Origin of the sequence: Actinoplanes sp. GCM10030250, assembly GCF_042666575.1 — a bacterium.
Lineage (GTDB): Bacteria > Actinomycetota > Actinomycetes > Mycobacteriales > Micromonosporaceae > Actinoplanes.
Window position 1 is genome coordinate 87167 of sequence record NZ_JBHTDO010000017.1, and the last position, 15725, is coordinate 102891.

Consider the following 15725-nt stretch of genomic DNA (forward strand, 5'->3'; position numbering starts at 1 on the left):
GACTCTGAAGATCGGCGGAATCGGATGAGCGACGGCCTGGAGATTCTGCCGGTCCGCGGCATCGGCGACGTCACCGCCGGCGACGACCTAGCGGAAATGATCATGACTGCCGCGCCGTGGCTGGCCGACGGCGACGTCCTCGTGGTGACCAGCAAGATCGTCTCGAAGGCCGAGGGGCGCCTGGTCGAGGTGCCGGCCGACGGCCCGGAGCGCGAGGAGGCCCGGCAGCGGGTGCTGGCCGGCGAGACCGCCCGGGTCGTGGCCAGGCGCGGCGCCACCACGATCGTCCAGACGCACCACGGTTTTGTGATGGCCGCCGCCGGGATCGACGCCTCGAACGTCGACAAGACCCACCTCGTGCTGCTTCCGGCCGACCCGGACGGCTCGGCCCGCGCCCTGCGCGACGACTTCCTGCGGCGCGGGCTGGACGTGGCGGTCATCATCTCGGACACGATGGGCCGCGCGTGGCGCAACGGGCTCACCGACGTCGCGCTGGGCGCCGCGGGCATCGAGGCGCTCCGCGATCACCGCGGCGAGATCGATCCCTACGGCAACGAGCTGAGCCTCACCCAGATGGCCGTGATCGACGAGCTTTCGGCCGCGGCCGAGCTGGTCAAGGGCAAGCGCGACCGCGTTCCGGTCGCGGTGGTGCGCGGTTACCCCCACGGCCCGGGTGGTGGCGCGGGCGCCGCGGTGCTGGTCCGGGAGGCTGCCGGCGACATGTTCAGTTTGGGTACGGCCGAAGCACACACCCGGGGCCTGATAGCGGCGGCACGCCTCCCCGCGACCCCATCCGCCCCCACGCCCGCCCCGGACCAAACCGTCGCCCCGGCCGCGGTGAACCGCGCCCTCAGCACCCTCGACGGCCTGCTCACCGCCCTCCTGGAGATGCGCACCGACGGCATCCGCCTGACCCCCGCTCAGGACGGCGCCGCCGCACTGCTCCGCACCGGCACCGACGCCCACCGCCTGCGGGCCGCCCTCGCCGCCGAGGGCATCACCACCACCGCCGTCATCGACGACGAGGGCGTCACCCTGACCTTCGGAGCGCCCGCATGACCCTGTACGACGACGCCGTCCGCGTGCTCACCACCTGGACCGCCACCTCCGGCGAGGCCGACCTGGCCCGCAAGCGCACCCTCGACCTGCTCGCCGACGGCCCGGCCGCGATGACCCGGGCGCACCGGGCCGGTCACGTCACCGCGAGCGCCCTGGTCGTCGACGTGGCCGGGCGTGTCCTGCTCTGCCTGCACGGCCGGCTCGGCCTCTGGATGCAGCTCGGCGGGCACTGCGAAGCCGGCGACAGCACCCTCGCCGCCGCCGCGCTGCGCGAGGCCACCGAGGAGTCCGGGATCGCGGGCCTGACCGTCGACGAGGACCCGATCGACGTGGACGTCCACGAGGTCCGCTGCGGGGCGGCGGACGGGGCTCCCGCGGAACCGTCGGTGCATTTCGACGTCCGGTTCCTGGTCCGCAGCCCGGCCGGCGCCACCGAGCAGATCAGCGACGAGTCCGCCGACCTGGGCTGGTTCACCGCGGACGCCCTGCCCAGCCCTCTCGCCTCCGGCACCGTCCGCCAGATCGCACCAGCCCTGGACCGCCTGAACCGAAAGCGCTAGCCGGGGTCCGCCCGCGGATCACGCGGGACAGCACCTGGATGTGACCTGGCTAGATGTAACCGTGGTGGCCGAGCTCCTTCAGCTCGTCGACCAGCTGCTTGACCTCCTGCGCCCGCTCGCGGGGGCAGACCAGGACCGCGTCCGGGGTGTCCACGATGATCAGATCGCGGACGCCCATGGCCGCCACCAGCCGGCCCGAGCTGGGCAGCACGACCAGGCCCTCCGAGTCGCGCAGCAGCACGGTCGGCCGCTCCACGTCGCCGCTGCGGCCCACGATCACGTTGCCGGACGGGTCCGCGGTGAGCACCTCGCCGAGGGTGTGGAAGTCGCCGACGTCGTTCCAGCCGAAGTCGCCGGGGATGGTGCCGACCCGGCCGACCGCCGCCGCGCCCTCCATCACCGCGTAGTCCACCGAGATCCGCGGCAGCGTCGGCCAAACCTCGCCGAGCACCTCCTCGCGGCCCGCGGTGTCCCACGCCTGCGCGATCCGGCTGACGCCCGCCGCGAGTTGGGGCTGCTGGCGGGCCAGCTCGGCGAGGAACGTGTCGGCACGCCAGACGAACATGCCGGCGTTCCACAGGTAGTTGCCGGACTTCACGTAGCTCTCGGCCACGTCGTACGACGGCTTCTCCTTGAACTCCTCGACCTTCAGCAGGGAGCCCTCGCCGGCCTCGCCGCACTGGAGATAGCCGTAGCCGGTCTCCGGGCGGGTCGGAGTGATACCCAGCGTCATCAACAGGCCCTGCTTGGCGCCGGCGATCGCTTTCCGGATCACCTCGGCGAAGCTCGCCTTGTCGGCGATCAGGTGGTCCGAGGCGAACGAGCCCATGACCGCGTCGGGATCGCGCCGGGCGATGACCGCGGCCGCCAGGGCGATCGCCGCGCACGAGTCGCGCGGTGACGGCTCGACCAGGACGTTTTCCTCGGGCACCGCGCTGAGCTGCCGGGACACGGCTGCGGCGTGCGCCACGCCGGTCACCACAAAGGTCCGTTCGGGGGAGGTCAGCGTGTCCAGCCGGTCCACCGTGGCCTGCAACAAGGACGCCTCGGTGCCGGTCAGCGGGTGGAGGAACTTGGGATGACCGGCGCGGGACAGTGGCCAGAGACGGGTTCCGGTGCCCCCGGCCAGAACCACCCCGTACAGCACGGCCTGTTCGTCGCTCATGTGCGGAGAGTTTAGTTGAAGATCAAGCCGCGACCCGAGTCCAAGTCGTTACGTGTACCTCCGCGCTGGAGTTCCAGGTGAACTCCTTGGCCCTGTCGAAACCGGCCTTCGCGAGGGTCCCGCGGCGCTCGGCGTCGTGCAGGAGGTCGGCCAGGTCCTCGGCGATCCGCTCGGGCGCCTCGGTGGTGTAGGCCACCGCGTCGCCACCGACCTCCGGCAGCGATAGGCGGGGCGTGGTGAGCACCGGCGTGCCGCAGGCCATCGCCTCCAGGATCGGCAGGCCGAAACCCTCACCGAACGACGGGTAGCAGGCGACAAGCGACCCGCCGAGGAAGCCGGGCAGGTCCGCATACCTCAAATAGCCCGGCCGCAGCAGCCGCAGGTGCGGCGGCACCTCGGCGACGGCCCGGTCGATGTCGTCGTCGTGCCCCTGACCGCCGGCCAGGACCAGAGCCGGCGGGTTCGGCCAGTCGGCGACCGCGCGGGCCCAGCCCCGGATCAGGTTGGGCACGTTCTTGCGGGGCTCCTTGGCGCCGAGGAACGCGACGTAGCCGGAGTCGCCGAGGCCGAGCCGGGCGCGCACCCGGGCCTTCTCCTCGTCGCTGGGCATGTGGAACGCCGACTGGTCCACACCGTGGTAGGCCACGTCGATGCGGGTCGGGTCGGCATCGAGCAGGCGGATCAGCTCGTCCCGGGTCGCCTTGCTGGGCACGATCACCCGGGCGGCCCGGCGCAGCGAGGTCTTGATCGCGCTGCGGAAGAACGTCCGCTTGGTGTTGTCGTAATGCTCCGGCTCGGTGAAGAACGTCGCGTCGTGCACCGTGACGGTAACCGGGCATCCGGCTCGCAGCGGGCAGGTGTAGAAGGGCGAGTGCAGGACTTCGGCACCGACCTGCTGGGCGAGCAGCGGCAAACCGGTCTGCTCCCAGGCGAGGCGAGCGGGGCGGTGCACGATCGCTGCCGGGCCGGGAAGGACCTCGGCCTCGGGGAGCATGCGGCGGTAACGCTCCGCATCCGAACGCTGCGCCACAACGGCCAGGTCGACGCGGTCGGGACCCAGCTGTCCCAGGGCTCCGAGCAGGCCGTCGACATATCTGCCGACACCGCCTCTGTCGGCGGGGACACTAGTGGCGTCGACCAGCACTCGCGGGGGGCGACCGGGGGTCACGAGGCATCTCCTTGGCGTCTCTGACGTACCGATGCTGCGGCGGAACTTTCCGACGTTGCGGGTCGCCAACGTCACCGTCGAGGGTACGCCTGGAACGCGGCAGGAGAGGGTCCGCGACACCGGCACGCCGATGGCGCTCCTGCCCGATTACATACAGTGACCCATCTATCGTGAGGACGGTGAACAACACGATCCCGCAGGCGTTCGCGGAAGCGGTCCGCCGCGACCCGGCCGCACCGCTGCTCACCTGGTACGACGACGCGACCGGCGACCGCACCGAACTCTCCGGCGTGACATTGGAGAACTGGGTCTCGAAAACGGCGAACCTGCTGATCGACGGCGTGGGCCTGGGCCACGGCGACACAGTGGCCCTGCTGCTCCCGCCGCACTGGCAGACCGCGGCCCTGCTCCTCGGCGTGTCGGTCGCCGGAGTCGCGGCCGACCTCGGTGACGACGCCGCCCACCCGGTCGAAGCCCTCTTCACCACCCCGGACCGGGTCGACGCCGCCGCCGGCTGGCCCACCGGCGACCGGTACGCGACCGGCCTACTTCCCCTGGCCATGCCGCTGCGCACCCTCCCCGAGGGCTACTCCGACTACGTGACAGAGGTTCGCAACCACGGCGACCACTACCGGGGCGCCCCTGTCGCACCCGCCGACCTGGCTCTCGCCGGCCCCTACGAGCTCTGCCACTCCGAGGCCATCGAAGCGGCCGTCGCCCGCGCCGCCGAGCTGGGCATCGGCGCCGGCGACCGGGTGCTGATCGACACCGCCGCACACCCGGACCTGACCGACTGGCTGCTCGCGCCGCTGGTGGCGGGCGCGTCCGTGGTGCTCTGCGCCAACCTGGACCGGAGCAAGCTGGAGGCCCGCTCCACCACCGAGAAGGTCTCAGTGACGCTGGTCTGACCGGGGGTCGGCACGGGAGACGGCCAGCTCGGCGAAGGCGGTCAGGGATTCCGGGTTCGCCAGGGCGCCCTTGGCCGCCGCCGACTCCACAGGCGTACCGGTGAGGATCCGCTTCACCGGTACCTCGAGTTTCTTGCCGGACAGCGTGCGCGGCACTGCCCGTACCCGATAGGTCGCATCGGGCACGTGCCGCGGCGAAAGCGCCGCACGCAGCTCTCGCGCGATCCGGCCGCGAAGGGTCTGGTCGAGCTCGGTCCCGTCGGTGAGCACGACGAAGAGCAGCAGCTCACCGTTGGGATCGCCGGGCTTGTCGAGGTGGATGACGAGCGAGTCGGCCACCTCGGGCAGGCCCTCGACGACCGAGTAGAACTCGGCGGTGCCGAGGCGCACACCGCCCCGGTTGAGGGTCGCGTCGGAACGCCCGGTGATCACGCAGGTGCCGTCCGCACCGATGGTGATCCAGTCGCCGTGCCGCCAGACGCCCGGGAAGACGTCGAAATAGGCCTCCCGGTAGCGGCTGCCGTCCGTGTCGTTCCAGAAGCCGACGGGCATGCTCGGCATCGGCGCGGTGATCACCAGCTCGCCCAGCTCCCCGATGACCGGCTTGCCCTCGCCGTCGAAGGCCTCGACCCGGGCACCGAGGATCCGGCAGGCGATCACCCCGGCGCGGACCGGGAGCAGCGGTGCTCCGCCCACGAAACCGGTGCACACATCGGTCCCGCCGGAGAGCGAGAGCAGTTGGAGGTCCGTGCCGACCGCCTCGTAGACCCAGGCGAAGCCCTCCGGCGGCAGCGGCGCGCCGGTCGAGCCGACACCCTTGAGCCGCTTGCGCGGGGTGAGGCCGGCCTTGCGGCAGGCCATCAGGAACGGCGCCGAGGTGCCGAAGTAGGTGATCCCGGCGGTGTCGACCAGGTCCCAGAGGGCGGACAGGCTCGGCCACGCCGGATTACCGTCGAACATCACTATCGACGCGCCGACGGCCGGGCCGCTGGCCAGGTAGTTCCACATCATCCAGCCGGTGGTGGTGAACCAGAAGAACCGGTCCGACGGGCCGAGGTCGTGGTGCAGCGCCAGGACCTTGAGGTGCTCCAACAGGATGCCGCCGTGACCGTGAACGATCGGCTTGGGAAGGCCCGTCGTGCCGGAGCTGTAGAGCACGTAGAGCGGGTGATCGAACGGCACCGGTTCGAACGTCAGCGGGTCGTCGCCACCGAGCTCGTCCCAGTCGCCGCCGCCGTTGAGGTAACCGATGGTGATGACGTGCTTGATGGACGGGATCGCCGCCTCGATCGCGGAAATCTCGGCACGACGGTCGATCGGCTTGTCGCCGTACCGATAGCCGTCGGTCGCCACCAGCACTTTCGGTTCGATCTGGATCCATCGGTCGATGACGCTGCGTGCACCGAACTCGGGCGCGCACGACGAGAAGATCGCGCCGAGGCTCGCGGCCGCGAGCATCAACACGTAGGTCTCGGGGATGTTCGGCGCATAGGCCGCAACCCGGTCACCCTTGCCGACACCACGGGCCTTCAGCCCGGCACGGACCCGGCGGACCTCGTCGCGCAGCCGCCGGGCGGTCATTCGGATCGGCTCACGGCTTTGGGAGTACGCAAAAACGACTGTTTCGTCATCGCCGCGCCCCGGCATCCGCAGCACGTTCTCCGTGTAGTTCAGCGTGGCGCCGGGGAACCACGTCGCCCCCGGCATGCCGTCGTCACCGAGCACGGCAATCGGCTGCTCGTGCGCCACCACCCCGAAGTGGTCCCAGATCGACTGCCAGAAACCGGTCAGATCGGTGACCGACCACTCCCAGAGCGCCGCGTAGTCCGGGAAGGAGAGCCCGCGCTCCCGCTCGAGCCAGGCCAGATAGTGGCCGATCCGGGTGTTCGCCCTGGCGTCCGCCGCCGGCTCCCACAGCACTGTGCCGGCCGTCACCTCGCCTATCGTCATCACCACACCCTAACGGCGGTTCAGACGACGTCCGGGTGATGTTCGGCACGGGCTTTCTGGATGGCTCGCCGGCGTGCCAGGCGGTGATCCCGGCGGATCAGCGCCTCGGTGAACCGCCGCTGATCGGCGGTGTCCTCGGGCAGGACCGGCGGCACCCGGCGCGGGTTCCCGGCCACGTCCACAGCCACGAACACCAGGTAGGCGGTGGCCACCGGGATCGGTGTCGCGCCGACCGCGTCCCAGCGTTCCGCGGCCAGCTTCACGCCGACCTCCATCGAGCTGGTGCCGGTCCAGTTGACCTGCGCGTACGCGTGGACCAGGTCACCGACCCGGACCGGCTCGAGAAAGACGATCTCGTCGATCGCCGCGGTGACAGCAGTGCCGCCGCTGTGCCGGGCGGCCGCGGCACCGGCCACGTCGTCGACGAACTTCATCAGGACGCCGCCGTGCACGGTGCCGTAGAGGTTCACGTCCACCGCGGTCATGATCCGGCTGAGGGTGACCCGGGACAGCGAGATCGGGCGCCCGGCTTGCTGATCTTCCATGGCCGGTACGTTACGACGCCCGCGTTGTCGTCGCTCTTGCTCTTGCGCGGTAGCGTGCCCGATCATGCGTCACGTCAGGTCGATCTTCTATGCGCTCGTACTGGCCCCGGCAATCTGGGTGCTGGCCGGAGTGGGTTTCACCCATGATCTCTCCAGCCGTGGCCGGGAGCTCTTCGCCGCCGAGTCGGTCTCCGGCCTGCTGCTCCTGATCTTCTCCGGCATCCTCTTCGCGATCCTCACGTTCGCACCGGTCTCCCCCGCCGGCCCGGTCCTCGCCGGTGCGGCGTTCCTGGGCATCACCGTGTGGGCGTGGAACTCACCCGCGGCGTACGCCGCGCTCTGGGCGCCGGAGGTGGCGAAGGAGGGCTTCGACCTGAGCCGGCCCGGCTACGGTCTCGCCGGGCTGCTCGCGATTCCGCTGCTGGGCACCGCGCTGAGCGCCCGCCGCTGGGCCCGCTACGAGCCGCCGGTCCTGCCGATCATCGGTGAGATCGGCCGCTTCCGTGGCTCGGCGAAGGTGGCGGGCATCCCGGCCTCGATCGCCGAGACGACCGTGTTCCGCGCCGGCACCGGCCACCCGGCGGCTGACCTCACTGTCCCGCTCGGCACCCCGGCCGCCGCCGACCGCACCGTCGCCATGCCCGCCATGCCGGCCGCATCCGCCGACCGCACCGTGGCCATGCCGATCGCGGCAGCGGACCGTACCGTTGCCCTTCCGGTCGCGGTCGCGGATCAGACCGTGGCCATTCCGGTCGCGGCCACGAAGGCGGAGGCGGCTGAGGCGAAGGCTGAGGCCGAACCCACGACCATGCTGGTCACGCCGGCGGAGGCAACCGAGGTCACGGTCGTCGAACCGAAGCCGGTCGAGACCGATGCCGAGCCGACCACCATGCTCGCCATCCCGCCCGCGAAGCCGGCGAAGCCCGCCGACGACGAGGACAAGACCCAGGTCGTCGTGCCGTGACACAAAGCTGCCGGAGGAGAGCTTGTGGCCCGCCTCCGGCAGCCGGTTGACTGACCAGCCCCTACCTTGTCAGCCGGAGGTAGTCCAGATTGAACCCTCCGGCTTCACAGTAAACGGTGAGTAGTTGATCGCCGGATGACAATTCCACCGGAACCCGTACGGGTTGGTAGGCACCCCAGCCTCCGGTGTCCGGCACGGTGACCGTGGCGAGCACCTGCCCGGCGGCGTCCCGGATCGAGATCGCGTCCGGCACCGCGGCGCCCCCACCGGTGGCCACGCCGAGTTCGAGCTGGTAGGTGCCGGTCTCGGCGAGATCGATCCGGTACCTGAGCCAGTTGCCGGGTGCGGTCCAGCCGACGTTACGTCCACCGCTGGCGGCGGCGTTGCTCTCGATGAAGTTGGCGCCGCCCTCGGTCCAGCCGTGCTGTTCGGCATAACCTTCGGCCTCGACCGTCGCATCAGCCGGCGCACCGTGGGGGCGGACTGCGAGGTGCACAGTGGTTTCGTCGTACCCCTGCCCGTCGGTGACCGCGACCGTGAGGTCACTCTCGCCCGCAACCGTCGGCGTCAGGGTGACGGTGCCGCTGGCCGCGTCCAGGCGAACCCCGGCGGGGAGATCGGTGGCGTAGTAGGAGAGACGGTCGCCGTCACGGTCGGTCGCGCGCAGCGGAATGGTCACTGTCGAGTACTGGTCGGCGACGACGCCGGGCACGCCGGCCAGGACCGGTGCGTGGTTGTGCCGCGACGGGCGCGTCCGGTCGGTCCAGCGATAGGTTGCGTACGCCTGTGCCGGCACCGTCGTCACGAAGGACCGCTCCCCCGCCACCACCTCGACCGAGGTGTTCGCAGCACCGGCGTTACGCAGCACCGCCACGTAGTCGTTCCCGTCCCGGAACACCACGTTGCTGATCCCGTCACCGGTGCTGCTCGACTGCACCCGGACATGGCCCGGCCTCAGGTACCGCGCGAACTGCCCCAGTTGGTAGAGCTCGTCGCGCACCGTGAAGGCCTTCGTGGTGGTGTCGACCTTGACCAGGCGGTTCGGCCACTTGCTGGTACGCCCGACCTCCTCCCAGTCCACGTTGTTGTCCCGCTTGTCCGTCCAGTGCAGGGTCCCGCCGTCCTGATCGGTGGTCTGCGCCCAGAGGATGTACGAGCTCGCGTCCAGCCGGAAGTCGGCGAGCACCGTCGCTGCCGACAGGTCGCTGGTCTCGGTCAGGTGCACCGGCTTGCCGGTCTCCTCGTACGCGTCCCGCATCACCGCCGGATCACCCCAGTACGGGTGGAACGCGATGCCGTCCGCCGCCCTCTTCGTCGCCGGGTCCTCGAAGATCCGGTGATAGTTCTTGGTGGCGGTGCTGTTCGGGTCGCGCCAGTCCCAGAAGTTGAAGTCGTGGACGTAGAGCTCGGTGCGCAGCCCCGCCTTCCGGAACTCCCGCTTGACCGCAACGGTCAGCTTCTTCTGCTGTTCGACAGTGATGTCCATGGCCGGGTAGACCACGTCCATCCCGGGCTCGTTGAGCAGCGTGATCGCATCGACCTTGATGCCGTGCCTCGCGTACGCCTGCAGGTACTTGACGTAGTACCGCGCGAACACGTCGATGCAGTCGTCGCGCAGCCTGCCCACCTGGTAGTGCTCGGTGGTGCTGCCCGGCTTGAGGGCCACCTCGCCGGTGAACCTGTTGTTCGTCTTCATCCAGGCCGGCGCGCTCCACGCCGAGGCGAGGAAGGTGGCCTTCGGGTTGTACTTCTGGATCAGCTTGACGGTCTCGACCATGTGCAGGTCGATGTCGCGCTGGATGGAGAAGTACCTGAGGTTCCAATCCTCGGTGACACCCTCGGGAAGCTCGTCGTAGGACCAGAACGGCAGATGCTCGATCAGGTCCGGGCTGCCGATGGTGAGCCGGAACCGGTCCAGGCCCGCGCCGGAACGCGGATCGACGAGCAGCCGGATCGCGCGCTCCCGCTCGGCCGGGGTGAGCTTCCACAGGTTGGAGACGCTCGTCTCGTCGATGGAGAACCCGATCCCGGTGTAGTCCTGCCTTGTCCGGCTCGGGTCGATGACAACCGTGGCTTCGCTCTGCTTGTCCTTCCTGGTCAGCTTCGTTGCCGGCAGGTCCTGCCATTTCGCGGCACCGGCCGAGTAGGTCCCGGTGACCACCGGCTCGCGACCGTGCGTGGGGATCCCGGTCAGTGCGGTGGTGGCGACCGTGGCCGCCACCAGCGACTTGAGAAGCATCAGTTCAGCACCCACTTCTGGTTGGCGCCGGTGCCGCAGGTCCAGATCTGCAGCCTGGTGGCGTCGGCCGAGTTGTTGCCGGTCACGTCGAGGCACTTGTTCGCGTACTGGTTGACCAGCCGCTGCGTCGCGGTGTCGTAGGTCCACTTCTGCGAGGTGCCGGTGTGGCAGTCCCAGAGGTGGGTGACCGTGCCGTCGGCGCTGCTCGGCCCGCTGGTGTCGAGGCACTTGCCGAGTGAGCGCAGGGTGCCGTCACTCGCCCTCGTCCACTGCTGCGCGGTGCTGCCGTTGCACGTGTAGAGCTGGATCGCGGTGCCGTTCCCGGTCGCGGCGTTCGCCACGTCCACGCACTTGCCGGCCAGGCCGGTGATCGTGCCGCCGGGCTGCGGATTGCCCGTACCGCTGCCGGACCAGGTGAAGGTGGCGGTGGTGCGGGCCGGCAGGTTGTACACGAAGGACTGTCCGGACCAGTTGACGCGTACCGACTGGGCGGAGGTGCCGCCGTTGTGCGCGATCAGGGCCTTGGAGCCGTCCGGGTTGCGCCAGGCGACGTTCTGCACCGCCGTGTTGTTCGAGTCGATCCGTACCGCGCCCGGCTTCACGAACTTGGTGAGGTGGCCGGTCGTGTAGTACTCGACGGTGTAGTCGACCTGGCCGGCCCTGCTGCCGCCCTCCTGCACGGTGATCAGGCCGGTGCAGGTGCCGCAGCCGCCGTTGTGCGGTCCCATGTTCTGGTTCAGCGCCAGGCTCCACTTGACCAGGCTGCTGCTCCAGTTCCGGGTGTAGTTGACGATGTCGGCCATGTCCTCGTTGTGCTGGTTGGTGATCCAGGTGCCACCCGAGTGCTCGGTGCTGAACTGCTTCACCGAGGGGTACGCGTTGTGGACCTGGGTGCCGACCGCCGGGTCACCGGCGTACCCGTGCCAGGCGATGCCACCGAAGAGCGGGTCGTTGCGGACGCCGGCGTCGCCGAGGATGGCCGCGCCGAAGTTCGCGTAGTCGCCGTAGTTCCAGTCGTGGATCAGCACCTTCGTGGTGATGCCGGCCGCCCGGAACGCCGGGTAGACGAAGTTCTTGGTGAACTCGACGAGCCCGGACGGGTTCCAGCTCATACCCGGGTAGTTCATCGCCGTCGGGTTCGCGGCCTGGCAGCAGTTCGGCTCGTTCTGCACCGAGATGTAGTTCACCGGCACACCAGCGGCCTGGTAGCTCTGGATGTACTTGACCAGGTACTGGGCGTACGTCGGGTAGTGCTCGAACTTGAGCCAGCCCATCTGGTCCATCCGGCCGTTGTCCTTCATCCAGCCGGGCGCGCTCCACGGCACGCCCTTCACCCGCAGCGCCGGGTTGAGCTGCCGGGCCTGCTGGGTGAGCACGCGGACGTTCGTGTCGTACCCGTTGGTGTTGAAGTCGTTGAGGTCGCAGCACGTGTCGTCGAGCGATACGTTGCCGGGCCGGGAGAGGTCGGACGCGCCGATCGGGTTGCGGACGAACGACAGGCCGATGCCCTGGGCCGGGCTGAACAGCTTGGCCATCACGCTGTCCCGGGTGGCGGCGCTGATCGGGCCGCCGCGCAGCAGGTACGCGGTGGTGTCCGTGATCGACGCGCCACCGCCCTCGAAGGTCTGGTAGGTGACGCCCTCGTTGACGTTGATGGTCTGGTTGGCCGTGCCACCGGCCGGGCCGAACGCTACGTTCGCCTGCTGCTGCAGGCCGCGGGTGACAGTGCGGCCGCCACTGTCCGAAGTGGTGGTGAGGTGAACGGTGACGGTTTCTCCGGCGGCGGTCGCGGGCGGGGCGACCGCGATGGCACCGGCGGACACTCCCAAGGCTGCGGCCAGCAGCATCCTGCGGAGGGACATGAGGACCTCCCTGTTGCTTCGTCTTGGCCCGGGCACTTTCGGCTCGGCGGCAAGGGGACGACGTAACAGGAAGGAAACCTTTACCAATTAAGGCCAGTCAATGAAATGCGGTTCCGGATTGCTCTGTTCCGGTTCCGGAACCGTGAAACACGTCAGGGGGTTGATGACAAGCGCGCCGGGGCGGTCGAACCGCGGATCACGAGTTCGGTGGCGAGTTCCACGTGCAGCGCGTCGAGCCGGTGCGCGCTGAGCATCCGCAGCAGCAGGTTGACCGCCATCCTCCCCATCTCGCCGAGCGGCTGCCGGACAGTGGTCAGCATCGGATGGCACGCCTCGGCGATCTCGATGTCGTCGAAACCGGTCACCGACAGGTCCTCGGGCACCCGCAGGCCGCGTTCGGCCGCCGCCCGCAACGCACCGACCGCCATCTTGTCGTTGAACGCGACGAGCGCCGTCGGCCGCTCCGGCAGGTCGAGCAGCTCGGCCGCGGCCCGGTGCCCGAGCTCGGTGGTGGGCTCGGCGACGAACCGGGTCAGCTCCGGCGCCGGCAGCACACCGGCGTCGGCCAGCGGGGAGAGGTAGCCGGCGAAGCGGTTGTCGCTGGCCATCCAGTCGCGCGGCCCGCCGATGATGCCGATCCGCCGGTGACCCAGCTCGACCAGGTGTGTGGTGAGCAGGCGGGCACCGGAGAAGTGCGCGGCGGACACGGCGGCGATGTTGCGCGGCGGTGGCGTACGCGGGTCGACCACCACGAACGGAAAGCCCCGATCGCGCAGCCGGACCAGCTCGGCGCCGGGTTCGGGCGGCAGGATCAGCACCGCGCCCGCCACGTCGCGCCGCCCGGTCAGGCCGGCCAGCACCCGGTCGCGCTGGGCGGCCACCCCGGCGTTGAGGATCACCTCCAGCCCGTGCGGCTCGAGGGCCTCGGCGACCGCGGAGACGATCAGTCCGAAGTAGTCGGTCAGCACGTACGGGCAGCGCAGGTAGACGCCGGTGGCGCGCTCGGCCCGGCCGCCCCGGCGCTGCGGCGCCTGCCGGCCGAGGTTGCCCATCGCGCTGAGCACCCGGTCCCGGGTGTGCGGTGCGACGTTGGACCGCCCGTTCAGCACGCGGGAGACCGTGGCGATCGACAGGCCGGTCTGCGCGGCCACGTCACGGACGGTGGCACGCGGCGGCGTTGTTTCATCCCCGTGTTTCATCGCCGCGAGCATAGACGCTGATACCTGAGTACTAGGGGTCATCTGGCTCCGTGGATTGACGAACACGACGATTCCCCGGACCTACCTTTCCCGTCGCAACGCATCACATCGACGGGGAGGACCAGTCATGAATCGGATCTGGATCGTCACGGCACTGCTGCTCGCGGGCCCCGCGGTGTGGCTGTTCGGCCCCACCGCGGCGGTCGCACCGGCCCTGCCACGGCAGGCGGAGTGGCTCGCCGATCCGCGCAACCTGCCCGACCCGGGCACCGCCACCGCGGCCCAGGTGTCCGGCTGGTTCGCGGGCCTGCCGCCGGCCGAGGCCGACGATCTCGTCCGGCGCTATCCGGAGGTCGTCGGCAACCTCGACGGCGTGCCGCTCAATCTGCGCTACGCGGCGAACCGCGACCCCGGCTGGACGGACCGGCAGATCCTCACCCTGGACCGGCGCGGCGACGGGCTGGTCGCCGAGGTGCTGGGCGACCTCGCGACCGCGAGCCGGGTGGCGGTCCTCATCCCGGGCGTGGAGACCGAGCTCGCCAACTTCGACACCGGGCTCGGCGGCGTCCGCCACCGGGCGCCCGCCTGGCAGGCGCGGCAACTGCACGAGCAGATCCAGGCTCTCTCGCCGGGTGCGCCGGTCGCGGTGATCGCGTGGCTGGGTTACGACACCCCCGACGGTGTACGGCGTGACGCGTTCCGCGAAGACCTGGCGGCGTCCGGAGCGCTCGCCCTGGAACGGTTCGTCGGTGGCCTGGTGCAGGACCGGCCGGATCGGGAGATCACCCTGATCGGCCACAGCTACGGGTCGATCGTCGCCGGTCGTGCGGTGTCGCACCTCGGGCCGCAGGTCACCGACGTCGTGGCGATCGGCAGTCCCGGGATGGGCGTACCGAATCGGGCTGCTCTCCACACGGGTGCCCGGGTGTGGGCCGGCAGCGCCCCCGACGACTGGACCCGGCGCCTGCCCGGTCTGCGCATCTTCGGCGTCGGTCACGGCCGCCTGCCGGTCGACCCGGCGTTCGGTGCGCTGCCCCTGCCCTGCGCGGACGCGGCCGGCCACGACGGGTACTTCGTACCGGGTACGTCGTCATTGCGTGCGATGGCGGAGATCACTCTTGGAAAGAACGCCGCATGACCAGGCGATTTCCGGGAAAACTGAAGTCCGGAGGTGCCGCGTGACCATCGACATGGACACGGTCGTCGGCCTTTACTTCAAACACGCCGACACCCTGCGCGCCGCCCGCCAGGCGCAAGCCGCGCTCCTGGCCGGCCAACCGCGGATCCGGCCGCGTCTCGACGACGCGGAGACCGAGATCAGCTATCTGCTCGTGCGCGAGCTGCGGCCGAGCCGGGTGGTGGAGATCGGCGCGGAGTACGGGTGGTCCACCACCTGGCTGCTGCGTGCGCTCTGCGACAACGGGCACGGGACGCTCGACACGTACGACACCGCGGGTCACGCCCCGCAACGGATCCCGGCCTCGCTCGCCGAGGACCGCTGGCGTTTCCACCAGTGCGACGTCCGGCAGACCGACGACCTGCGCCCGGAGGAGATCGACCTGCTCTTCATCGACGCCGTGCACACCGCACCGTTCGCCCGCTGGTACCGGCACCACCTGCTCGACCGCCTGCGCCCCGGCACCCCGGTCGCCGTCCACGACGTCTTCCACCACCCCGTCTTCCACCACCGCGCCGGCCCGTCCCGCGAAGGCCGCATCGTCCTCGACTGGCTGGCCGCCCACGGCGCCTCCCACTTCACCGTCTCCGCCGCCGCGGCCCCCCAGGAATACGCCGAACTCTCCGTCGCCAAACGCCTCCTCGCCCTCGACGAGGTGGTCCACCAGCCCGCCCCCAACCCCATGCTCTTCTGCACCGCCCCCTAACTCCCCCAGCTGGCCGCCAGCGGTGCCTCGCGCCCTCCCCAGCACCGCCCGCCGCCCCACCCAGCTGGCTTTCAAGGGTGCCTCACGGCCTCCGAAGCCCCGCTCACGCCCAGCCCGGCCGGTCGGCTGGCGCCCAGGGGTGCCTCACGGCCCCCAAAACACCGCTCACGCCCAGCCCGGCCGACCGGCTGGCGCCCAGGGGTGCCTCACGGCCCCCGAAGCA

At 70.4% G+C, this 15725-nt stretch carries 13 protein-coding genes; 6 read left to right on the forward strand and 7 right to left on the reverse strand.

The features are described from left to right. The first annotated feature begins 24 nt into the window (after window positions 1-24). A complete protein-coding gene (locus tag ACFQV6_RS22175; RefSeq protein ID WP_378029450.1) occupies window positions 25-1059 on the forward strand; it encodes a coenzyme F420-0:L-glutamate ligase in 1035 nt (344 codons plus the stop codon). After that, window positions 1056-1619 (forward strand): NUDIX hydrolase, encoded by a 564-nt coding sequence (locus tag ACFQV6_RS22180; RefSeq protein WP_378029451.1) that lies wholly within the window; start codon window positions 1056-1058, stop codon window positions 1617-1619. Before ACFQV6_RS22175 ends, ACFQV6_RS22180 begins: the two co-directional genes overlap by 4 nt. Before the next feature lie 49 nt (window positions 1620-1668). Here the strand turns inward: ACFQV6_RS22180 and ACFQV6_RS22185 are convergent, their stop codons facing one another. Both ACFQV6_RS22185 and ACFQV6_RS22190 read right to left on the reverse strand, forming a co-directional pair. Beyond that, the gene (locus ACFQV6_RS22185; protein WP_378029538.1) at window positions 1669-2766 is read right to left on the reverse strand and encodes a mannose-1-phosphate guanylyltransferase; all 1098 of its coding nucleotides are present in this window, start codon (window positions 2764-2766) and stop codon (window positions 1669-1671) included. Window positions 2767-2806: 40 nt separating this feature from the next. After that, window positions 2807-3952, reverse strand: coding sequence for a glycosyltransferase family 4 protein (locus ACFQV6_RS22190; RefSeq protein WP_378029452.1), 1146 nt, complete (start codon window positions 3950-3952; stop codon window positions 2807-2809). 179 nt (window positions 3953-4131) lie between these two features. On the opposite strand from ACFQV6_RS22190, the gene ACFQV6_RS22195 reads away from it, so the two are divergent. Beyond that, window positions 4132-4860 carry a TIGR03089 family protein gene (locus ACFQV6_RS22195; protein WP_378029453.1) on the forward strand — a complete coding sequence of 243 codons (729 nt, stop codon included), beginning with the start codon at window positions 4132-4134 and terminating at the stop codon, window positions 4858-4860. Here the strand turns inward: ACFQV6_RS22195 and ACFQV6_RS22200 are convergent. Together ACFQV6_RS22200 and ACFQV6_RS22205 are read right to left on the reverse strand one after the other, a co-directional pair. Next, entirely contained in the window at window positions 4843-6810 is a 1968-nt protein-coding gene (locus ACFQV6_RS22200) for an acetoacetate--CoA ligase (RefSeq protein WP_378029454.1), read from the reverse strand. The two genes, ACFQV6_RS22195 and ACFQV6_RS22200, sit on opposite strands and share 18 nt — an antisense overlap. A 20-nt stretch (window positions 6811-6830) precedes the next feature. Beyond that, a complete protein-coding gene (locus tag ACFQV6_RS22205; RefSeq protein ID WP_378029455.1) occupies window positions 6831-7355 on the reverse strand; it encodes an acyl-CoA thioesterase in 525 nt (174 codons plus the stop codon). Between the two features lie 64 nt (window positions 7356-7419). Here ACFQV6_RS22205 and ACFQV6_RS22210 point away from each other — a divergent pair, with 64 nt between their 5' ends. Continuing rightward, entirely contained in the window at window positions 7420-8319 is a 900-nt protein-coding gene (locus ACFQV6_RS22210; protein WP_378029456.1) for a hypothetical protein, read from the forward strand. 61 nt (window positions 8320-8380) lie between these two features. Here ACFQV6_RS22210 and ACFQV6_RS22215 read toward each other — a convergent pair whose 3' ends face one another. From ACFQV6_RS22215 to ACFQV6_RS22225, 3 genes are all read right to left on the reverse strand, one after another. Then, window positions 8381-10558, reverse strand: coding sequence for a carbohydrate-binding protein (locus ACFQV6_RS22215; protein WP_378029457.1), 2178 nt, complete (start codon window positions 10556-10558; stop codon window positions 8381-8383). Further along, window positions 10558-12420 (reverse strand): ricin-type beta-trefoil lectin domain protein, encoded by a 1863-nt coding sequence (locus ACFQV6_RS22220; RefSeq protein ID WP_378029458.1) that lies wholly within the window; start codon window positions 12418-12420, stop codon window positions 10558-10560. Before ACFQV6_RS22220 ends, ACFQV6_RS22215 begins: the two co-directional genes overlap by 1 nt. A gap of 152 nt (window positions 12421-12572) precedes the next feature. Further along, entirely contained in the window at window positions 12573-13619 is a 1047-nt protein-coding gene (locus tag ACFQV6_RS22225; protein ID WP_378029459.1) for a LacI family DNA-binding transcriptional regulator, read from the reverse strand. Window positions 13620-13746: 127 nt separating this feature from the next. Between ACFQV6_RS22225 and ACFQV6_RS22230 the strand changes: the two genes are divergently transcribed. Then, a complete protein-coding gene (locus tag ACFQV6_RS22230; RefSeq protein ID WP_378029460.1) occupies window positions 13747-14757 on the forward strand; it encodes an alpha/beta hydrolase in 1011 nt (336 codons plus the stop codon). 40 nt (window positions 14758-14797) lie between these two features. Next, the gene (locus ACFQV6_RS22235) at window positions 14798-15502 is read left to right on the forward strand and encodes a class I SAM-dependent methyltransferase (RefSeq protein WP_378029461.1); all 705 of its coding nucleotides are present in this window, start codon (window positions 14798-14800) and stop codon (window positions 15500-15502) included. Window positions 15503-15725 lie beyond the last annotated feature (223 nt).